Source organism: Lacinutrix undariae (assembly GCF_052934785.1).
Genome location: NZ_CM128809.1, coordinates 2,098,166 through 2,121,865 on the forward strand (window position 1 = coordinate 2,098,166; position 23,700 = coordinate 2,121,865).

Sequence of the window (23,700 nt, forward strand, 5' to 3'; positions counted from 1 at the left end):
ATATGTATAAGAATTTAAACAAAATAGTGCTAGCACTAGTAGTCATCATCTCATGCGTGTCATGTGAAGATTACTTAGAGATATTACCTGAAGGACAAGAAAACTCAGAGAGTTATTTCAATACAAAATCAGATTACGAAGACGCTTTAGTTGGTGTTTACGATTTATTATCAACCACATATTTAAATAATGTTTTAGGTGAAATTGCCTCAGACAATAGTTTATGTGGTGGTGGTACAGCAAACGATGTTTTAGATTGGCAACAAATTGACGATATGACGCATACTGCCGATAATGGTGCTTTAAGAAACGTATTTCAGTGGATGTATGCAGGAATAAGTAGAGCAAATTATATTGTAGAATTTCAAAATAACATAGAGTTTGAAGGGAAAGAGCAATTACTTGCTGAAAACTTATTTTTAAGATCTTATTACTATTTCGAATTGGTAAAGTTTTTTGGTGATGTACCAATGTATTTAGATGGTAGAATTTCTATTGAAGATGCTCAGACTATTGATAGAAGTCCAAAAGAAGATGTTTACGCACAATTAGAAATAGATTTATTATCTGCAATTAGTGATTTACCATTACAACAAACTCAAGGTGGTCGCGCAACTAAAGGAGCAGCATTAGCTTTATTAGGTAAAATTTATTTATACCAAGATAAATTTGACTTAGCAGCAGCAGCTTTTGATGATGTTATTGAAGACGGACAATACCAATTAGTAGATGATTTTGCTGATATATTTTTAAACTCAAATGAAAACAACAGCGAATCTGTATTCGAAGTACAATATTTTGGTGGAGAAGGTGCTGGTTTTGATTGTTTTCAATGTGTTGAAGGTAACGTTGCTGTAGGTTTTATGGGACCAAGATTTTTATCAGGAGATTTTGCACCATTTACTTCAGGATTTAGTTTTAACGTTCCTACTCAAGAATTATACGGTACTTTTAGTGATAATGATGTAAGAAAAGAAAATACTGTTTTTGATATCGAAGCATTTATCACCACACATCCAGATGTAACTTACGATGAAGGAAATCCTCAAGATTTTACAGGATTATTCAACCGTAAATATATTCCTTATGCCGAAGCTAATTTAGGAGATGTAAACCTTACACACAGTAATAATTACCGTGCTATTCGTTATGCAGACGTATTATTAATGGCTGCCGAAGCAAATAATAGAGGTGCAATTAACGATACTAAAGCAAGAACATACTTAAACTTAGTAAGAGAACGCGCCGGATTAGATGATGTAGCATCTTCTGGAGCTAACTTAACTCAAGATATTTATAACGAAAGACGTTTAGAGTTAGCTGGTGAAGGTCACCGTTTCTTTGATCAAGTAAGATTAGGGCAAACAAGCTCAATTCCTAATTTCACACCTAAAAATGTGTTATTCCCTATTCCTAGAATAGAAATTGAATTAGCAGGAAATAGATGGACTCAAAATGCAGGATACTAAATACATATAAAGATGAAAAAATTTAAAAATATATTACGTATCTGTCTGTTACTTTTAACAGTTACAGCATGTATAAAAGACGACGATAATAACAATTTTGTAGATAATATTGAAGCACCAACCAATGTATCTGTAAATGTTACTGTAACACAAGACAACACTGGTCTTGTTACACTTATACCTTTATCTGAAGGTGGTGTAAATTACGAAATCTTATTTGGTGATGGTACAGAAGAAATTGCAGAAGTAGCACCAGGGTTTAGTGCAACACATATTTACGAAGAAGGAACTTATGATATTACTGTTATTGCTTATAACTTAAATGGAGAAGCAACTACAATAACACAATCTATCATTGTCTCTTTTGAAGCTCCAGAAAATTTAGTAGTAACTATTGAAAACGATGGCACAATTTCAAAAACTGTAAACGTAACAGCAACTGCAGATTATGCCATGTTTTACGCCATCACTTTTGGAGAAGATGCTAATACTGAATCAACAACAGTAAATATTGGAGAAACAATTTCTTATACCTACCAAGAAGCCGGAACTTACACAATTTCAGTAGAAGCAATGGGTGCTGCAATAGCAACTACAACATATACTGAAGATTTTGAAGTTACTGCAATCTTACAGCCTTTAGTACACGCGCCTAATCAACCTGCTCGTGTTGCTACAGATGTTGTATCAGTATTTAGTGCTGCTTACGCAGATGTTTCTGGAACGGATTTTTACCCTAACTGGGGACAAGCAACAACGTACAATCAATTAGATATTGATGGTGATGCTACTATTCAATATGGTGGATTAACATATCAAGGTATTCAAATTGGTGAAACAGTTAATGTTTCTGAAATGGAATTTCTTCATATTGATGTCTGGACTGCAGATGAAAATATCGCTTTAGATATTTTTCCTATCAGTATTCTTTCAGGAGAACAAGCTTACCAAGTCACACCAACTGCACAACAATGGAACTCTTATAATATTCCATTATCTGCATTTACAGATTTAGGATTATCATTAGATGATATCCACCAATTTAAATTTGTTGGAACTCCAGATGGTGAAGCAACAGTATTTTTAGATAATATTTATTTCTATAAAGAAGCAACAGGAACAATAACTTCAATCGTTCAAGATTTTGAGGGTGAAGTGCCAACATTTACAACCTTCGGAAATATTGCAGATACACAAGTTGTAGCAAATCCAGATGCAACAGGAGCTAACACAACAAGTAATGTTGCTCAGTTAACAAAAACAGCAGGAGCAGAAGTTTGGGCAGGAACATTTTTTGAACTTTCTTCAACTTTAGATTTAACAACTTACAATAAAATAAACGTAAAAACATGGTCACCAATTGCTGGTGCTGTAGTGAAGTTTAAATTAGAAAATCAAGACGCTACAATTACTCACGAAGTAGATATGAGTACAACTGTAGCTAACGGATGGGAAAATATCCTTTACGATTTTAGTGATGCTCCAGTAGCAGACTATGTACGTATGGTTATATTTTTCGACTTCGGAAATGTAGGTGACGATTCAGTATATTACTACGATGAAATAGAATTAGTAAATAACGATGGCGGTATTGCTCCTTTAGAATTTCAAAATTTTGAAGATGCAGCTCCGGTATTTACAACCTTCGGAAACATTGCAGATGTACAAGTAGTTGCTAATCCAGATGCAACAGGAATTAATACTTCAGCTAATGTTGCTCAGTTATTAAAAACGGCAGGTAGTGAGACTTGGGCAGGTTCGTTTTTTGAAACTACTCCAGTCTTAGACTTTGCAACATATTCAAAAATTAGCGTTAAAACATGGTCGCCAATTGCGGGAGCAGTAGTGAAAATGAAATTAGAAAATGTAGACACTTCTGTGGAATATGAAGTAGATATGAGTACTACCGTTGCAAACCAATGGGAAGAAATTGTTTTCGATTTTAATGATGCGCCTACTGCCGATTATGTGCGTGTTGTAATATTTTTTGACTTCGGAAACGCAGGTGATGATTCAGTATATTATTACGATGAATTCACTTTACAAAACTAAATGATAACGTGTTAAATAAAATAATATGAAAAATTTAAAATATATAGTACTATCAACATTTACCATGTTGTTATTATTTACCAACTGTCAGGAGAGTAATCCTTCTTTTGGTGATATTATAGCGCCAACAAACGTAACAATTGCAGCTGAAGTTCTTGGTGTAACTGCCGATATGCCTAATGGTGACGGAGAAGGTTTTGTAACCTTAACAGCTAACGCAGATAATGCTATTAGTTATAGTTTTCAATTTGGTGACGGAACAGATGAGGTAGTACCTTCAGGAGAAGTAACACACCGTTTTAGTCTTGTAGGATTAAATACTTATACCGTAGTTGTAAATGCTATTGGTACAGGAGGAGTAACATCTAGCACAGCAATTGACGTGTCGGTTTTTAGTTCTTTTGATGATTTAGAAGCTAAAGAAATTTTATCAGGTGGTGGTACTAAAACTTGGTATTGGGCAGCTGCAGAAGTTGGTCATTTAGGTGTTGGTGGATCTCAAGATGCTGCACCAGATGCCTATTGGTATCCTTCTTATTATGGAGCACAACCTTTTGAGAAATCAGAAGAACCTTGTATGTATAATGACGAATTAATTTTCTCTATTGATGCTAATGATCAATTAAGTTATCAACTTAATAATAACGGACAAACATTTTTTAACGGTTCGCACGCTTCTGTAGGTGGTGGTTCTGGTGATGATGGTGATGTATGTTTAGATTTTGATACTTCAGGAGTAAGTAATGTGTCTTTAGCACCAGCTTCAAGTAATTTACCAGAAGGAGAATCTCGTAATACAGTAATGAATTTTTCTGATGATAACTTTATGGGATATTACCTTGGTAACTCTTCTTATGAAATTTTAGAATTAACAAATAGCTTACTAAGAGTACGTGTTGTAGATGGAAACGATCCAGGATTAGTATGGTATCATATTTTTTCAACAACATTACCAACTCAAGAAACTGTAGATTATACAGACCTTATCTGGGAAGATGATTTTAATACAGACGGTGCTCCAGATGCTACAAAATGGGGTTACAATATTGGAACAGGTGATAATGGATGGGGAAATAACGAATCTCAATATTACACAGATAGTCCAGATAACGTAATTGTTGAAGATGGTGTTTTAAAAATTACAGCTAGAGCTGAAGACTTTTCAGGAAGTGATTATACATCTTCTCGTTTAGTAACAGAAGATAAATTTGAGTTCACTTACGGAAGAGTTGAAATTAGCGCAAAACTACCAACAGGAGCAGGAACTTGGCCAGCAATATGGATGCTAGGTGAAGATTATGCAACTAATGCGTGGCCAGCTTGTGGTGAAATTGATATTATGGAACACGTTGGTAACGACCAAAACACAATTCACGGCACATTACATTACCCAGGGAATTCTGGTGGTGATGGCGATGGCGATTCTACAGTTGTAGATGGTGTATCTAACGAATTTCATACTTACGAAGTTATCTGGTCTCCTGCAGCAATTACTTTTCTTGTTGACGGAACAGAATTTCATTCTTATGTAAACTCTGAAGATTCTTCATTTAATAGTGATTTCTTCTTAATCGTTAACGTTGCTATGGGCGGAAGCTTTGGTGGTGCAATTGATGCTAGTTTTGTAGACTCAACAATGGAAATAGATTATATCAAAGTATACCAATAAATAAGATATGAATTTAAAAAAACATACTATTTTCTTTAATGTATTTATCGCAGTAACATGTTTAACAGTGTTTTCTTGCGGAAATAATGAGAAAGTAGCAAAAGATAATGCAGAAGTTACCAACACAACTTCTGCAGAAATTGAAGATAAAGTATCTGCTTTATTAGAAAAAATGACCTTAGAAGAAAAAATAGGTCAGATGAATCAATACAATGGGTTTTGGGACGTAACAGGACCAACACCTCAAGAAGGAAATGCAGCTAAAAAATACGAAGACCTTAAAAAAGGATACGTAGGATCAATGTTAAATGTTACAGGTGTAAAAGATATTAAAGCCGTCCAAAAAATTGCTGTTGAAGAAACGCGTCTTGGTATTCCATTAATTATTGGTTTTGATGTAATTCACGGTTACAAAACAATTAGCCCAATTCCTTTAGCGGAAGCAGCAAGTTGGGATTTAGTAGCTATTAAAAAGTCGGCAGAAATTGCAGCAGAAGAAGCAGCAGCAGCAGGGATTAACTGGACATTTGCACCAATGGTTGATGTCTCTAGAGATGCACGTTGGGGAAGAGTTATGGAAGGTTCAGGTGAAGATACTTACTTAGGTAGTAAAATTGCTATCGCTAGAGTTCATGGTTTTCAAGGTGAAGATTTATCAGATTATAAAACAGTTATTGCTTGTGCCAAACATTTTGCAGGCTATGGTTTTGCAGAAGCTGGTAGAGATTATAATACGGTAGATGTAGGAACATCAACATTAAATAATGTGATTTTCCCGCCATTTAAAGCAGCAACTGATGCTGGTGTACGTACGTTTATGAATTCATTTAACGAGCTAAATGGAATTCCGGCAACGGGAAATAAATACCTGCAAAGAGATATCTTAAAAGGAAAATGGGGATTTGATGGTTTTATGGTTTCAGATTGGGGTTCAATTACCGAAATGATTGCTCACGGACATGCTAAAGATGGTAACCAAGCCGCAGAAATTGCTGTAAAAGCAGGTTCTGATATGGATATGGAGTCTTATTTATATGTTACTGAATTATTAAAATTAGTAAAAGAGGGTAAAGTTGACGAAGCTTTAATTACTGATGCTGCAAGACGTATTTTAAGAGTAAAGTTTGAATTAGGATTATTTGATGATCCATACAAATATTTAGATGAAGCACGTGAGAAAGAAGTTACAGGTCAAACTGCATTTCATGAAGGTGTTTTAGATATGGCTAAAAAATCTATAGTACTTCTTAAAAATGATAATAAGTTATTGCCACTTAAAAAAGAAGGACAAAATATAGCTTTAATTGGTGCTCTGGCTAACGATAAAACAAGTCCGCTTGGTAGTTGGCGTATTGGGGCAGATGATAGTACTGCTGTTTCTGTTTTAGAAGGAATGAAAGTATACCCAAACAATAAATTAACTTATGCTAAAGGTGCTGAATTAGTTTTAGGAGACGTTGCTTTTGCTACAGAACTTAAAATTAATACAACTGATACCTCTGAATTTGCACAAGCTATTGCTGTGGCTAAAAAAGCAGATGTTGTAGTAATGGTTCTTGGAGAACATGGTTTACAGAGTGGTGAAGGACGTAGTAGAACAGAATTAGGACTTCCTGGTGTGCAACAAGAATTGTTAGAGGAAATTTATAAAGTGAATAAAAACATTGTGTTAGTTTTAAATAATGGACGACCATTAGTTTTAAACTGGGCAGCAGCTCATATTCCAGCAATTGTTGAAGCTTGGCATTTAGGAACAGAAAGTGGTCATGCAATTGCACAAGTACTTTATGGAGATTATAACCCAAGTGGAAAATTACCAATGTCATTTCCAAGAAGTGTAGGGCAATTACCATTATACTATAATTACAAACATACAGGACGTCCAGATTTACCTGGTCCAGATGTTGTGTTTTGGTCACATTATCAAGATGAAAGTAATGCCGCTTTATTCCCTTTTGGTCACGGATTAAGTTATACCTCTTTTGAGTATACAAACTTAAAAGCTACTGTTGGTGAAAATAATACTGTTGAGGTATCATTTACATTAACAAATACTGGTGATGTTGCAGGAAAAGAAGTTGCTCAATTATATATTAATGATGAATTTGCAAGTGTTACAAGACCTGTAAAAGAATTAAAAGGATTCGAGATTGTTGAATTAGCTCCAAAAGCTTCAAAAGAAGTTACATTAACTTTAACAGAAAATGAGCTTGGTTTTTATGATAATCAAGGTGAATTTTTAGTTGAGTCAGGAGATTTTAAAGTGTTTGTTGGAGGAAGTTCTAACGATAATATAGAAACTAAATTCACACTATAATTATGAGAAAAGTAATTTTCACGATCTTATTAGGGACGTTATTTGTTGGTTGTAAAACCGAAGAGAACACACTTATTTTTGAAGAACAGTTTTTAGGAAACACATTAGATACTAACAATTGGAATTATGAACTTGGTGATGGTTGCCCAAACCTATGTGGTTGGGGGAATAACGAAAGACAAGTGTATACCAAAGAAAATGTAACGGTAAAAGATGGTAACTTAATAATTACGGCAACTAAAGACTCTACACTTTATAGATCAGGAAGAATTACAACAAGTGATAAAGTTGAGTTTCAATACGGAACTGTAGAAGTACGTGCTAAATTAGCTACAGGAGAAGGTTTATGGCCTGCTGTTTGGTTATTAGGTAGCGATATTGATACTGTAGGTTGGCCAGCTTGTGGGGAAATTGATATGATGGAATATGTTGGGAAAAATCCTAACGAAATATTTACAACATTACATACTTCAGATAGCTACGGAGATTCAAAAAACAGTAAAATAACTATAAATGAATCTATAGAAGAAGGCTTTCATATTTATAAAACAAATTGGACAGAAGATGCTATTCGTTTTTATATTGATGATGAATTAGTATACACGTTTTCTCCAGAAGTTAAGAATGAAAAAACATGGCCTTTTAATAGACCTTTTTATATTATTTTAAATATGGCTATTGGAGGAAATTTTGGTGGTCCGGAAGTAGACGATTCTATTTTCCCTAAAGAGTTTATAGTAGATTACGTAAAAGTTTACAAAAGCTAAAAATGAATATTGGTTAAACGTTAATAGTTTGTATATGTAAAAGAGCATGATGTTAATCATGCTCTTTTTTTATATTAAAGCCTTAGGGAGAAATGTCCTTTTACTTCAAATTCAATACCGTCTTTCTTTACATCTGCAACAAACCAATAGTCAGTAGCAGGCATTATATTTCCGTTATATGTACCGTCCCAACCTCTAGATGTTGAGGTTAAGTGTTTTAATACTTTTCCGTATCTATCATAGATATTTATTGAAGTTCCAGGTAAAGTCTCAACTCCTGTAATGTGCCATTCATCAAAATAACCATCATTATTTGGGGTGAAAAATTTGGGTGTATCAATCACAACAACTTCGGTGGTAATTTCAGAACATCCATTAAGATCAATAACTGTAACATTATGATAACCTATGGCTACGTTTTCAAATACATTTGAGTTTTGTGGTTCTAAATCATCTAAAACATACATATAGTTTCCTATTCCACTTATAGTGATTGTAATATTGTTAGGGTCAGAAAAATCTACAGTTTCGGTAACTTCAATATTTGCTTGTTCAGATTCCGAAACATTAAAAACACGTGTGTTTTCACAACCATAAATAGTTGTTACTGTTACCCAATATGTCCCAGGAATTGTAATATCAGTTTCTGGAGTAGTTGCATTTGTAGACCATAAATAAGTATCTCCTGGATGATTAGTGTTAGCACTTACTAGTAATGGTAAGTTTTCTAAACAAATTACTTGGTCATCAATATCTATAAGGGGTTTAAAGTGTACAATAGCTGCAAATTTTTCTATTTTAAAACACCCAGTAATATTATTTTCAGCTCTTACATATATAGTTTGTTCTGCATATACTTCGTGAATTAGCGGCAAACTATTAGTTGCATTTTGTGCATCTGCAAGTGTAGGGTAATAGCTTACACTAAAATTATTAGGATTTTCTCCATTAAGAATTTCTGCAGTTTGTAAGGATAAATCAAATTCTAAATACCCATCTAAATCATCATCACAATCTTCCATATCATCAGGTGAAGCTGTCATTGGTAACGGGTTTACCGCTAATAAAAATGGGTATATAGTATAGCATTGTGTGGTTGAAAATGCCACTCTTATATAAATAATATCACTATCTGTTTGGTAGGTGTATGTGGTGTTTAATATGTTTTCTTCTAATTCAGCATCTTCAAACGTATTATAATACGTTATTAATACATTGAAATTATCATTTACAATTATATCATCAATTTCAGATAAATCGAATGCATGATTAATATTGTCACAAATTTCATAAGTTTCAAACTCATTTATTGCAGGAGGAAGGTTTACAATCAAATCTAAAGGAATTGCAATAAAACAGTTTGAAATTGTATTGGTTAATCTCACATAAACGGTTTGCGTAATTGATGTGTTATGATATTGAGTAGGTGTAATTATAGGATTGTTTTCGACCTCTAAATCATCCATTGTTTCATAGTAAGCAATTGTAATATCATTTTGTCTTACCGTTAAAATATCCATTTCTGCATCAGTTAAGTCAAATATGGTTAATCCATCATTATCTGTATCACATGTAATTAATGGTTGCGCAGGATTTGCTTCAACAACATGAATTACATTAAGCTCGAAAGCCGTTATTGAGCTACAAATACTTCCATTATCTATTCGAGCATATAGTTGTTGTGGGTTTACTGTGTTTTGAAATTGAAGATCGTTTATTGGGTTAACAGCATTTTCGGCGTTAGCAAAAGACGTATAAAAAACAACTTCTAAAGTGTCATCAATATTGGCTGTAATTTCTGAAACTTTATCATTAAGGTTGAAAAATTCTCTACCGTCATTAGCAATATCGTCACATACAAACCAATCTGTAGGTGTATTAAATAATGGGTTTGAGCCTACTTCAATAATAAAAGAAGAGGTGTCATAACAATTTTCATCTGAATTATTTTCAACTCTTACAAAAATGGTTTGAGGATTACTTGTGTTTTCATACTCTACTGTTTTATCAATAGCATTAGCTCGGTTATCTGCATCGGCTTGTGATGTAAAGTAGAGGGTTTTTTTTCCGACTTGACCGTTTAAAATTTCAGCATCTTTATTCCCCAAAATAAAATCGGCATAACTATCACTTGTATCTTCACAGATTGTATAATTACTAATATCTTGAAAAACGGGAAGTGTATTTACTATAACATCAAAGTTTTGGGTGCTGTAACATCCTGTAGTTTCATTTTCAATTCTAATAAAAAGACGTCTTGTTGAACTGCTGTAAGCTTCTGGAGTACCAATAACTGAGCTACCAGAATTGGCGTTACTTTGTGACTCATGAAATGTAATAAGCCTGTTGTTTGTGTTCTCTAGTAATTCTGGAATTTTAGCATTTAAATTTAATATTGTAATTCCATCTAAATCATCATCACAAACAATAACATCACTTGGGTTTGATGACACGGGAGCAGGAAGTACATCTATCTCAAAACTATTAATAGAGCTACAGTTTGTAGGGTTGTAAGTGATTCGGGTATATAAAGTAATTGGGTTTACGTTATTTGTATACGTGTTTGGTAGTTTGTTGATACCAAATTCTGCATCTTCTAGAGTTAAGAAATACATTACAGAAAAATCGCTCTGTCCTTCTGTGATTAAATCATCAAAAGACGTTAAATTTATAGGTGTTAATCCGTCTTGATCTGTATCGCAATAGTTTAAAGTTCCAGCAGATTCAAATTCATAAATAGGATTGATGATTAAGTTTATTTGAGAAACTTCACTACACGTTGGGCTGTTAATTGTAATAAATAAAGTTTGTGTTGTTGTACTTGATGGGTAAGGAGTATTGTTATCTAAAGCGTTTGTATTACTATTTTGGTCGGCTTCATTTTCATAAAAAGTAACGTTAACATCTTCCAGACCATTAGCAATGATTCCTGCCATATTATTTAATCCAAAAGACTCTTGATTATCATTACTAATATCACAAATTGAAAAATCTCTAATATTTGTTCCTGTAAGTAATAAGTTGGTGTGTAGTTCAACTGGAGCAATTGATGCGCAACCATTTATTGCATTTTCAACTCTAATGTAAATTATTTGTTCGTTAGCAATAATATTATTGTAAGCTGTAGGAGTTGTAATTTGATCTGTTGCTGTAACGGCATTATCATAAGTTTCATAAAATGATGTTTCCACACCTGTAATACCTTGTAAAACTTCGTTAATTATTGAAGTTAAATCAAAAGTTGCAAATCCGTCATGATCTTCGTCACAAGCGTCAATATATATATCTTCTTGTTTAATTTCTGGTTTTGGTAATACACTAATTGTAAGTGTTGTGGTGGTTGAGCATCCTGTGTTTGTATTGGTTACTCTTACAAAAACGTCTTCGGTTTCTTGTGTATTAGTATATAAATCAACAATAGCATTTGCACCAGAAACCGCAGTATCTAATGTAGTATGATAGCTCACTTGTAGGTTGGTTGCTTCCCCAATAATCTCACCGTCTTTTTGTGTTAAATCAATTTGAGTAATTCCATCAGCAACGGTATCATCACATGCAAATAAAATGGTAGGAGTTGTAATTATAGGTAACGGGTTTACAATTAAGTTAAAAGAATTATAAGCCAAACATCCTGAGTTTATATCTTCAACTCTTACAAATATAGCTTGTGGGTTTGTGGTGTTTTCTATAGTTGTTGTAATTTCGTTTTCAAGGTTTATAGCATCTTCTTCAGTATAATAATATGCAATTTCATAGTTACCTGAAGCTACCGAATTTATAACTTCGGTATTTTTAAGCGCTAAGTTGAAAAGGGCTATTTCGTTTGAAGCATCACTGTCGCAAAGTTCAAAATCTGTAATAGGTGAAGATGTTTGTGTTGTGCTTAAATTTATAGTAATGCTATCTTCAATAGTGCAAGTATCGTTAGATAAAGGCATTTCAATAACTACGGTGTATGTTCCCGTTTCAGTAACGTTATAGGTAGGTTGGTTAGCATTTAAGATTTCATTATCATTTAAATACCAAGTATATATTGCATCAGGATTATTGATGTCACCATTTAATGAATAAGTTTCTGCACATGTAGTAATATCGTTTCCTAGTTCTACTGAAGCATTAAAGCTGTTTCCTTCAATAAATACTGCTGAGTCATAATTTTCGTCAGTTTGATCTGCGATTACTAATTTGATATGATATTGAATATTAGGAGTGATTGTTGCTAAGGCAGTCATAACAGTTGTACGCCCGTTGTAATTGGTGTCTCCTACGTTATTACCTTCAAAGTATTGTGCATTTTGAGCATCACAAAAACCAATAATTTCGTCATGAACAGTATTTGTGTTTACAGGCGCTGTAGATCCAGGAATTAAAGCAATATTAGTATAAGGATCATTAGTGCCAGCTCTTTTAATAAGAAAAGCAAAGCCATCTGAATATTCACAAGGAAAGTTAGCATAGTATTCTTCGGAAGCTAAAATATAGTTGAATTGTATACGATTTGAAATTGATATAAAATCAAACTCTATTGCAGTTGCGTTTACTGTTCCTGTAACACCTAAAGCAGCCTCCAAATCAGTGTCTGTAGTCCAACTTGTTTCACCTTCATTTAAAATATCATTATTTAAACTATTTCCTGCTGAAGTTGCATTTCCTGTTGCTAAAATTATTCCGTTTTGAAAAGGGAAATTAGAGTCTTCTTTTTCAAAATAACCAAAACTTCCAAAGCCGTTTATAGTTCCATTAATAGGAGAGGTAACATTTGAGACTTCAACACATCCTTGAATGAGTTCATTCTCAATAAGTTGTTGTGCAGTGTAAGTATTATCAACAGAAATCTGTTGAGAGAATATTAAGTTGCATGAAATACAAGCAATAGCAATGATGTAATTTCTGAACAAATTCATTATAAGTAGGTTAAGTTATTTCAGTGCTAACGGCTAATGATTTGATGTAATCAGCTGTTAACTTCTCTAAGATGGTACAAAAGTAAACCTAAATTAGATGAAACGCAATAAAATACGATAAAAAGTACTAAATTTTAACATTTAGTAGTTCATATATACCCAACCTGTTCTGTTTTTGTAAGAAGAATCATTCAAATATAGAATATAGAAGTAAGTTCCTACAGGAAGTAATTTTCCTTTATTATTTATTCCTCTATTTGCTTTACCGTCCCAAGGCGTATTATTGTCGCCTTCAAAAATAAGTGTGCCATAGCGATTGTAGATAATCAATTTATGGTCTTCAAAAATGTTATACAATCCTTGAATGTTGAACCAATCGTTTTTAAAATCATTATTAGGAGAAAATCCTTCCGGAATATGTGGAGGGCAATTTTCAACTAAAAGATCAAAGGCATAAGTAGCATAACACGGAAAACCATTTGTTTTGACATAAATAGTTTGCGGACTACCAACGCTTTGATAAGCATAGGTATTTGAAATAGGATTTATCTGCGCTTCTAGATCAGAAAGACTAGTAAAAAAGGTAGGAGTTTGTGTTGTAGTGATTTCAGAATTAAAAATAGATTCTAAATTAAATGTAGAAGAACTGAACCCTTCGTTACACTGTATAGTTTTACCTAATGTTTGTAATGGCGCGTTAGTGAGCATCTCAATAGTTTCACTATATATATTATTAAGTTCGTTATTTTCAACTATAATACCATTACCAGTTCCGTCATCATCAATACTTAGTGTTAAATTAAAATCGGTATTAATGGTATTCGGAATTTGTAGCGCTATAGTTTGTGCTTCGGAAGCATTAATCGCAATGTCACTAATTGTGGTAGTTTGATGAATTAAAATCCCATCAGCATAAAAAGCAATAGGTGTGTTTGCCGGAAGAATATCTGTACTATTAGTATTGTAAACTGTAAAATCTAATAAGACATTTGGGCTGCTACACTCTAAAATATAATCATTAACCATAATTGTTGCATCAGGTAGTTGACTATTTAAAACGGTGATAATATTATTAATCATCACAAAATCCTGACCAGAAGTTAACTGAATGACGGCTTCACTATCTCCTATATTTATAGTATTCTGAATATCATAAAAATCAATATCCATATTATACAAGTTACTTTCCCCTGTAAAACTATTGGTGCCATTAAAAGCATTATTTATAGGATTAAGGGGCGGATTTCCAATAATATTTCCATTTATACTAAGTTGTTCGTTAACGGCTAATGAGGCATCACCTTCCCAAGCTATAAAACCAATTTTCGCACCTTCATTATCTAAAACATTAAGGTTGTTAAGTGTAATAGTTAATACATCTGGTACACTTTGCAAACCGTCATACACATTAAGTTGGTTAAGCGGCAAAGCACTATCTTCATATATAATAGTAATTGCCCAACCAGCAAAATTAGTTCCACTAGGACAATATGGAGCAATTATAGATGAAATATCTAATTCCGAAAGCGTATAAACACCACTACCTTGAGTTTGAACAAGTGTAGTAACATCGGCAAAAGCAGAAAAAAATATACGGGAAGCATCAAGCGCATCACTAAACGTACGTTGTGCAGTAATTGGTGTGCCATTTAATTGAATATCAAAATCACCAGTTCCCGATCCTGCCCAATATAAATAGGCAGCAACAACCGTTTGTGTAGGTAATAATGTTAAAGTAGATTGTGATTGTGTGGCAATTACGCAAGGAGCTCCAGTACCATTTTCGTTTAAATTAAGTGTGTTACCAATTGCGGTATAATCGTATCTCCCATTAAATTGTTCGTATAACGCAATATCTTGTCCTATAAATATATGAGGGATTAAGAGCAGGATACTAAGCGTAAGAAACTTTTTAATATTCATAATAAGGATACATCTGTGTTTTAAGCAAATAAGTAATGTTTAAATTTATGAATTTCATTTTTTATACAAAGCTGTTTATAGGATTAAATTCTGCTGAAAGCAAAAAATAAGATTACCTCACCAAAGAAAAATGACCTTTAAAGATTCTGCCATCTTCTAGAGTCACATAAAACCAATAATCATTTGTAGGTAAAAGTTTACCATTTAATGTTCCGTCCCAACCAATTCCTAAGGGATTTAATTCTTTGATAAGTTTCCCATAACGGTCAAAAATTAAAATATTAGTTCCGGCCTGAAATTGATTATCAATCCCATATACTTGCCAATAATCATGATACCCATCATTATTAGGTGTAAAATATTTAGGAAAACCAATTACCGACACCAAAGTATCTACCGTACCACAATCATTTTTTATATCACGTACATAAATGGTATGAATTCCTGCGGAAACATTTTCAAAAACCGAACCCATTTGATAAGGTCCATTAGGATTATCAATTGCATAGTCATAAGAGCCTTCACCGTTCACAAAAACACTTACGCTGTTATTTTCCGAGGCATCGGAAATTTCAATATTTGTAAATGTTGCAATATTAGATGGTAAAACGGTAACCGTTCTATCTTTAAAACAACCATTGGTATTGGTAACTCTCACAGTGTAAATTCCCGGTTGGTTGACAGTAATGTTATGTGTAGTTTCTCCGGTAGACCATAAATAATAATAGTTATTTGGGATGTCATTTATAACGCCGCCAGTTAGAGTAATAAACTCGGGGAAATAGTTTAAACAATACAACTGTTCATCTTCAATTTCTATATTTGGAAGTTCAAAAACGGTTAACTCGATGGCGCTAATTCCGTAACAATCATTGGCGTTTTCAACTCTTGCGTAAATGGTTTGTGAATATGCTGTAGTGTTAGTAAATGTTGCGCTTATAGGGTTTTGCTCCAATAAAGCATCGTTATAATTTTGGTAGTAGTTAAGTGAAACTTGAGTAGGTAATCCGTTTAAAATTTCAGGATTAGCATCGTTAAGGTTGAAGGTGAAAAAACCATCGTCAGTACCGTCTGTATCACAAGAGGTTATAGTTGTATTATTGACTGAGTTTGTACTCACTTGTAAAGTAACCGTGGCAATATTATAACAGTTTGTAGTTGTGTTTATAACTTTTGCGTATACGGTTTGTGGGTTTATAGTATTGTTAAAAACTTCTGGATTCAGTTCATTTATTCCTTGTGTGGCATCTGTTTCAGTGAGAAAATAACTCACGCTAGAGTTTGTAATACCAGTAGTAACACTCTCAGAAATTTCATTAAGATTAAAAATGGTAAGGCCATCAGGATTGCCATCTTCGTCACATTGAATAAGTACACTATTATTAACTTCAGGTGGCGTGTTGACAATAAAATTGAAATTAGTAGTATTATAACAATCTGTATTAATATTGTTTTCAATTCTTACAAAAAGAGTTTCTGTATTTGGTGTGACGTTAGTGTAATTAGTTGCTAATATATTGGTGTTAGCATTTGCGTCTTCTTGCGTTGTGTGAAATGTAATGCTGTATAAGTTAGGGTCTTGCGTTCCGTAAATGTTGTCATATAAAAGCGTTAAATCATAACTCGAAATTTCATCAGTTGCTTCAGTTTCTGAGCCTGAATCACAAATTAATACATCGGGTAATATAATAATTTGAGGAGCTACATAAACTTCAATAAAAAAGGATGTTGTATCGTAGCAATTTGTATTACTATTATTATCTACTCTTACAAAAACTTCTTGTGGATTTTGTATGTTATTAAAGTTTGTAAGTATTTGATAATTATTTGTTTCTGCGTTTTCTTGTGTTGTGTAATAATGTACTGTATACTGGTCAGGATCTTGATTTCCTAATATTTCGTCAGTTTTTACAGATAAATCAATACTCGAATTTACAGATAAATCACACACTATTAAGGTTTCAGGGGTGTTAGCCACAGGTATATCATAATAACTCACTATAGCTTCACCTTTAATTGGGCAATCCCCATTATTAGGATCTACTGATACTTCATATACACCAGGAGTATTTATAAAAAGTTCAAATGTAGTTTCAGGTAAATCTATACCATCTTTTGTCCAATTATAAGTTGCTCCTGTAATAACTTCAGCGGTAAGCGTATAATTATCATTAGTACAAAGAAAGAGTTCTGTAGAACTTACTCCATTTTGAATAATATCTATTTCTAAATTAAATAAAGATTGAATAAAAGGCGGTAAGCCAATAGCGCTTGTGTTTTGAAACCCACCGTTAATATCTACTAAAAAGCCTGTTTCATCATAGTTAGCATCAGTTCCATCTGCTTCGGGGTTATTAATAACTCCCAAATATCTTCCTGAAGAATTTAAGTTTGAAAACACAGCTTGTGCACGATATATTTTTTTATCTAATCCTAATTGTAACGCACCAGCGCTAAATGTATTTGAATTGTGAATGGTAACAGATGAGTTAGCAATATCTGTACTTTCTAAATCCCATTGTACAACTCTACTTGCTCCAGCTCCAGAAATACCTTCACTAATTGTAGCATAAACTTTTTTGTTTTCTGCCGAAAATTCAACCCCATATGGGCTATCATTTGTTTCGGGACCCATTAATGTTAATAGGTTTGAAACGACTCCAGTTTCGTTATCAAAATCTAAAAGATATACACCTCCACCAGTTTCGCCACCTATTTGAGTAGAAAACCCATGATGAGCAACTACTATCTTTTCGCCATTAGGAGACGCTTTTAAATAGCCTAAAGCATTTCGGCGATAACCTTCTGCTGGTACAATTGGTCCAACAGTTGAAATTATTGGTGTTGTATTTACACCGTTTGTATCTACTTTGAAAGCATAAAAACTATCAACAAAATGTGTGATTACCCAAAAGGACGTACAATCGTCAGCTTTTACAGCTGTAATTTTTTCGGAACATTTAAAATCTACTTGAGTGGCATTTGTAGGATCGTAGGTGATAAGTTGTATGTTTTTTTCAAAAGGATCAACATCTCCTAAACCTGAATCCATAGTCATATCAACTAAAGAATACATTAAACCGTCATTTACGCCATCACCATCTTGTTGTGTTGGAAATGCCGAAGAGTTATAATGATGAGGTTCATCAACAGTAAAAATATAATATGAGTTTTCATCTTCTGGTTTTGGAACAATTAATCCAGATGAGGTGCTAGATTCGTCACCTTTTAGTCCGGTACCTAATGCTGAATTTGCATTTTCCATGGGTAGATGGTTGGCATTCCAAATGGTTCTTCCGTCTGAATAAAATAATAAATTTCCGTTTGTATTAGAGATAGAAGTACAGCCTTCAAACGTACTTAGCTGTCCATCTGTTAGTGCAGAAACTGAGCCTGTATCAACATCAAATTTTAAACCTGCATTTTGGCCAAAATACCAATTTGAAGCTTCTTGTTGCGCATACATTAAAGATGCGCAACATAGGAAGCAAAATATGAATAGGTGACTTTTTTTCATTTTTAATAGCAGCTAATGCTATCAAAGATATTATAAATCTCGTTTTTTAAGCAATTGATAAGATAAAAAGACAAATATGCTTGTCCAACCCAATACAATAGCAATTTCATACCAATGTACAGCATAGTCGTATGCCATGTCTATTTTCTCAGGAAATTTTGCCATTACCATACGTTGTATAGGTTGGTCAATGAGGTTGTACATAGATTGTAATGGGAAGAAATTCTGAATTTTTTCGGCAACATCCGAGTTAATTTGCCATGTTAATATCCCGTAAGCAATCCACTCAAAAATGTACAATACAAATAAGAAAGCTAATGCAAAAGCAGAACGTTTAACGAGCATTCCGAAGAATAAACAGAGACTAAAAAATCCTACAAGTTTTACAAAATAAGCTAAGATAAATTCGGTTTCTCTAAAAATTATAGATGTTTCTGTGTAGCTAGAGTAATACATTCCAATACAAAAAGTAGCGATACTAATAAGTAATGTTGCTAAAAGTGAAAAGAATACAATAGTATAAAATTTTGAGAGTATAAATTCCTTTTTACTTAAACCGTCAATAAGATTTTGCTTAATGGTTTTGTTGCTATATTCATTACCTACCATGCTCACAACTACTATGGCAAAGAAAAATTTAAATTGTGAAGCAAAAAATGTGGTGATGTGCCAAATAACAGGGAAGTTAAAAATCCCTAATTCGCCTAATTCTAAAGTAAAAAAACCAAAGAAATTTATTTTTATAGACGATAAAATTAAAACTGTAAACGGTAATATAAATGATATAAAAATTAAAACTTTACTGGCTCTGTTGAGTAAAAGTTTTTGTAATTCTAGTTGTAAAAGACGTAACATAATGTTGGTGTTTTGTATGTGATGAAATTAATTAATTGCGATCTGTGAGTTGTAAAAATTGTTCTTCCAAACTTTCTTTTCGTTTCACTAAATGTGATAGCGTAATCCCTTTGCTAAATGCTAAGGCATTAAATTCTGATGCATTCATTGGTTCGTTTAAAAATGCGGTAATTAATTCGTCTTCTTCTTTAATATTTCCAAAGGTAGTATTGGTATCTAAAAGTTGTAATAATTGATCATGTTGTTTTGTTTTTAACTCAAAAAAACCATGACTGTTTATCATTTCATCAACACGACCAGCGTATAATTTTACACCTTTTCTAAGTACTAAAACATGCGAGCATACTTTTTCAACTTCATCAAGTAGGTGAGAAGCTAGTAAAATAGTAGTTCCGGTGGCAGCAATATCTTTTATTATTTTTCTAATTTGGTGAATTCCTTGTGGATCTAATCCGTTTGTTGGTTCATCTAAAATTAAAATTTCAGGATCATTTAATAAAGCAGATGCAATAGCTAAACGTTGCTTCATTCCTAAAGAAAACGTGCTAAATTTATCATCTTTTCTATCTAAAAGTCCTACAATTTCTAGTTTTTCATCAATTTTACTGTAATTAACACCTTTAATTTTACAAACTAATTTAAGATTTTGATTTGCCGTCATATATGGATAAAAATTAGGACGCTCAATAATGGCTCCTACTTTTTTTAAAGCCTCATGTGTTGTGGTGTTTCCTCCAAACCATTGGAAATTTCCTTCGGTTTTATTAACAACATTTAAAACAATACCTAAAGTTGTAGATTTTCCGCTTCCATTTTGACCTAAAATTCCGTAAACATTCCCTTTTTTAATGGTAAAACTTAGGTTGTTTACAGCGGTGAGATTTCCAAATTTCTTGGTGAGATTGGTGATGGTAAGAATTGATTCCAAAGTATTTTGTGATTGATTAGTTAAAAATAGGACGAATAGCTGGGTGTTTTGTTACAAAAAGAATGAAATAAATAGTTTTTTTCTGATTTTAATCTGAACTTACAAATTATTAAAACTACAGCTTAATCATGAAAGATAAAACAAAATTTTTTGATATAATTTTGGTGTTTGTAATACCGTTGTTAGTAACGCTAACAGAATATTTTGTTAAGATGATTAATTTTCAATCATCATATTATTATATTGTGTATTACGTACTTGGTATTGTATTATCTTATGTGATGAATATGATACGTAAAAAAGTGTTTGGTATTTATTTTAATACTAAAAAAGAGTGCTAAACATGAATATTTGTTTTATTAAAATATTATATTGAAATCTGATAACAGACTCATGCAAGATTTAAAAATTTCAAAAAAGAAACCCTCATATCCTATTACAAATAAGTTACATAACTATTTGCAGGAGTATAATAGAAATATACGATTGCCTATTTTTTATGATGATTTATTGCGTTTTCAAGGTGCTGTTGAGGTATATGATAAAGATGATAATGATACTTTATGGTTGCGTGTTTTTTATAATGAATTTGAGCGGCAAGAGATAGATTTTAGCTTAAAACGTGTGTATTCAATGCTTATTTCAGATGGAACCGAAGCGATATTTAAAAACTTAAATATTGATGCTGTAGATTTTTGCACCTTCGGAAACTCAAAACCCTTCCGAATAAAAGTTAGAAATATATTAAATGATAACTATACTTATTTTTATGTAAAAAAAGCAGATGCTTCTCGTATTTATGGTTTGGAGTTTGAGCATATGTTATCGCCTTACTACATGAATTTTTTAGTGTATAAAGACACTTTAATTGAAGAGCATATTGCAGGAATACCTGGGGATGAATTTATAAAAAGTATGTTGCCAAAATGTACGCCTTTAGAAAAATCACAAATAGCTAAAGAGTTTGTGAAGTTTAATGAACGTTGTATGATTAGACTTTTAGGAGATATGCGTTCTTACAATTATGTGATTGTTCCTACTCATGATTTTGATAATGTAATTTATAAAATTAGAGCGATTGATTTTGATCAACAATGTTACGAAGGAAAATTTAATGTGTACAGACCTCAGTTTTTTAAAGAAAACTTAACCATGGTTGAATTGGTGAAAGAAAAAATTAATATAGAATCTATTGATCAATATAAAATTGAAGAACGTTCTATTATTGTAAGACGTATGATTAGTTTTCATAAACGTGTGGCTAAACTTTTAGCTTGTATGGACGAAGATCAACTCTCAACCGAAGCGCATATTCATATGCTAAGAGAACAGATTTATGATTTTACTTTAGATATGGAATTTAGGAAAAGTGAAAATATGGGAGACATCATGAGAAATGCCCTCGATTTTGTAAAGCGAAATTACGAAACTGTAAACATCAATAATATTTTATAAAAAAAAAGCATCCTCAAATGGGATGCTTTTTTTAGGATATAAAAGTTACTACTAATTAGTTAATGATCCCACAAGACTAACTAATTCTGCAGTGGTACCATAATTTACAGGAACGCTAAAGATGTCATCACCACTAACGGTAATTGCTAAACTTCCAAAACTTAAATAATTATCTTCATCAATAGTTATAGCAACTAATGTTGCATTTAATCCCATAGGAATTGAAGCATTGTATGTTGTTAAAGCGTCCTCTGTATCATTAAGTGTATACACCATAACTACTGAAGGAAAATCTTCAATAATTAACCAAACTGTTGTGTTTGAGTAATCAGTAACTCCAGGAACTGTCACTTCAAATTGAGTTCCATTTTCTCCAGCCATACTATAAAGTGCATCACAATTTGATAAACCTTGTTCAGCGCCTAGGATATTAAAAATTCCATCACTCATCCAAGCTTCTGCTTGTCCTAAATCCCAATTTACAACCTCTCTATTATCAATAGTTGTAGTATCTCCAGAATAATATTGCATGTCGTTTTCATAACCTGTAATATCTGTTTCAACTGGGATTTTTGATTGAATATTCCAATTGTTTACATTAATATTGTCTCCGTTTTCGTCTTTAAAAGTTAAATCATAACTTCCTCCAGTGATTAATAATTGTCCGTTAGACTCTGTTTGAACGTTTCCTAAAATCATATCTTCAAGACTTAAATATTCTTTTAATGATGCTATAATTGGTTCTGTAAGTGTCATCCCATCATTACCAGCAAAAGTATCTGGACCAATTTCAATAACAGTTCCTTTGGTTCCTGTAATAGTTTGGGCTATTGTAGGATCTAAAGTAAAGGTTTGGGCCGTGGGTTTTAAACTTTCTACTAATTCAGATACTGAGCCATAACTATCTGCTGCTACACTTGGCGTATTGTCGTCGTCACTAATACAATTGACTAATAATAAACTAAAAAAAGTAATTGCTACGTAGGTAATAAATGATTGTTTTTTCATAATAAAAGATGTATTGGTTTTTTAATAAGATGATAAACAGCGTGAAAGGTTGCGTTTAGAAACAGACTATCTTTTGTTTTAATATTTCAGAAGGTATATTTATCTTTAAAAAAAGGATGATTTTATAACTATTTAACTTGTTAATTTTATAGTGTTTATTCTAACTTAAAGGAAAATTAGCATTCATTTTAAAACGTTTTATAATTATGTGTTTAGAAAATATAAAACATAAAAAAAGCATCCTGATAAAGGATGCTTTTTAAATATATATTGTGACGTATTAATGCAAGTTAATTCCAGTTTTCATCAAAATCCAAATTATCATAATCGTCAATATCAAGGTCATCTTCAAACTCACTAAACTCGTCATCAAAACTTTCAGCTTCAAAAGTTTTATCTGGAGCGTCATCTGGTACTTGCCCATTTACAAACATAAGGTTTGGGTAATCTGTACCTTCGGCAACTTCAACAATTTCGGCAAGTTCAACAAAAAATGTCCACATACTCATAAAATCGTACACGTAAATCATTTTTGTTTGCGCTTCGTGTACTACCTCATTAATTTTGGTTTTGCTCATTAATTTTACAGAGTTCATCCCTTCACTCATATCAAAAAGCGAAATTTCTTCTCCTTGTTCCCAAGCTTCGTTACTCATGTAAAAAGAGGCCATTTCAGAGCCGTCAAATCCAAAAGATTGTGTGATAATGTTGTGTAAGTCTTCAAGCGTATCTCCTTCACGAATTTCTAAATCGCGAAACACATCATCTTCGGTATCGTTGTCTAATATTATTCTAAATCTGTAAATCATAATCCTGTTTAAAAATGCAAAGTTACA

14 protein-coding genes are annotated in these 23,700 nt (G+C 32.6%); 7 read left to right on the forward strand and 7 right to left on the reverse strand.

The features are described from left to right. Positions 1 to 2 precede the first annotated feature (2 nt). The 5 genes from ACU4C5_RS09330 to ACU4C5_RS09350 are packed head-to-tail and all read left to right on the forward strand — an operon-like array spanning position 3 to position 8,274. Positions 3 to 1,469 carry a RagB/SusD family nutrient uptake outer membrane protein gene (locus ACU4C5_RS09330; RefSeq protein ID WP_446843939.1) on the forward strand — a complete coding sequence of 489 codons (1,467 nt, stop codon included), beginning with the start codon at positions 3 to 5 and terminating at the stop codon, positions 1,467 to 1,469. 12 nt (positions 1,470 to 1,481) lie between these two features. Then, entirely contained in the window at positions 1,482 to 3,521 is a 2,040-nt protein-coding gene (locus tag ACU4C5_RS09335; RefSeq protein WP_446843940.1) for a PKD domain-containing protein, read from the forward strand. A gap of 25 nt (positions 3,522 to 3,546) precedes the next feature. Next, entirely contained in the window at positions 3,547 to 5,190 is a 1,644-nt protein-coding gene (locus tag ACU4C5_RS09340; protein WP_446843941.1) for a family 16 glycosylhydrolase, read from the forward strand. 7 nt (positions 5,191 to 5,197) lie between these two features. Continuing rightward, on the forward strand, positions 5,198 to 7,507 hold the full coding sequence (gene bglX / locus ACU4C5_RS09345; protein ID WP_446843942.1) for a beta-glucosidase BglX: 2,310 nt from the start codon (positions 5,198 to 5,200) through the stop codon (positions 7,505 to 7,507). Positions 7,508 to 7,509: 2 nt separating this feature from the next. After that, positions 7,510 to 8,274, forward strand: coding sequence for a glycoside hydrolase family 16 protein (locus ACU4C5_RS09350; RefSeq protein ID WP_446843943.1), 765 nt, complete (start codon positions 7,510 to 7,512; stop codon positions 8,272 to 8,274). A gap of 74 nt (positions 8,275 to 8,348) precedes the next feature. On the opposite strand, the gene ACU4C5_RS09355 is transcribed toward ACU4C5_RS09350, so the two are convergent. From ACU4C5_RS09355 to ACU4C5_RS09375, 5 genes are all read right to left on the reverse strand, one after another. After that, positions 8,349 to 13,178, reverse strand: a complete 4,830-nt coding sequence (locus ACU4C5_RS09355; protein WP_446843944.1) for an FIDD domain-containing protein — start codon at positions 13,176 to 13,178, stop codon at positions 8,349 to 8,351. A 141-nt stretch (positions 13,179 to 13,319) separates the two neighbouring features. Next, positions 13,320 to 15,101: a T9SS type B sorting domain-containing protein gene (locus ACU4C5_RS09360; RefSeq protein ID WP_446843945.1), complete on the reverse strand. Its 1,782-nt coding sequence runs from the start codon at positions 15,099 to 15,101 to the stop codon at positions 13,320 to 13,322. A 112-nt stretch (positions 15,102 to 15,213) separates the two neighbouring features. Continuing rightward, complete coding sequence (locus tag ACU4C5_RS09365; RefSeq protein ID WP_446843946.1) at positions 15,214 to 18,618, reverse strand: T9SS type B sorting domain-containing protein; 3,405 nt, start codon at positions 18,616 to 18,618, stop codon at positions 15,214 to 15,216. A gap of 30 nt (positions 18,619 to 18,648) precedes the next feature. Beyond that, complete coding sequence (locus ACU4C5_RS09370) at positions 18,649 to 19,473, reverse strand: ABC transporter permease (RefSeq protein ID WP_446843947.1); 825 nt, start codon at positions 19,471 to 19,473, stop codon at positions 18,649 to 18,651. A 31-nt stretch (positions 19,474 to 19,504) separates the two neighbouring features. Further along, complete coding sequence (locus ACU4C5_RS09375; protein WP_446843948.1) at positions 19,505 to 20,401, reverse strand: ABC transporter ATP-binding protein; 897 nt, start codon at positions 20,399 to 20,401, stop codon at positions 19,505 to 19,507. Positions 20,402 to 20,529: 128 nt separating this feature from the next. Here ACU4C5_RS09375 and ACU4C5_RS09380 point away from each other — a divergent pair, with 128 nt between their 5' ends. Together ACU4C5_RS09380 and ACU4C5_RS09385 are read left to right on the forward strand one after the other, a co-directional pair. Next, positions 20,530 to 20,742: a hypothetical protein gene (locus ACU4C5_RS09380; RefSeq protein WP_446843949.1), complete on the forward strand. Its 213-nt coding sequence runs from the start codon at positions 20,530 to 20,532 to the stop codon at positions 20,740 to 20,742. 52 nt (positions 20,743 to 20,794) lie between these two features. Beyond that, positions 20,795 to 21,856, forward strand: coding sequence for a hypothetical protein (locus ACU4C5_RS09385; RefSeq protein ID WP_446843950.1), 1,062 nt, complete (start codon positions 20,795 to 20,797; stop codon positions 21,854 to 21,856). A 51-nt stretch (positions 21,857 to 21,907) separates the two neighbouring features. Here ACU4C5_RS09385 and ACU4C5_RS09390 read toward each other — a convergent pair whose 3' ends face one another. Continuing rightward, positions 21,908 to 22,864: a hypothetical protein gene (locus ACU4C5_RS09390; RefSeq protein WP_446843951.1), complete on the reverse strand. Its 957-nt coding sequence runs from the start codon at positions 22,862 to 22,864 to the stop codon at positions 21,908 to 21,910. Positions 22,865 to 23,154: 290 nt separating this feature from the next. Then, complete coding sequence (locus tag ACU4C5_RS09395) at positions 23,155 to 23,673, reverse strand: IS1096 element passenger TnpR family protein (RefSeq protein ID WP_446843952.1); 519 nt, start codon at positions 23,671 to 23,673, stop codon at positions 23,155 to 23,157. Between the last annotated feature and the right edge of the window lie 27 nt (positions 23,674 to 23,700).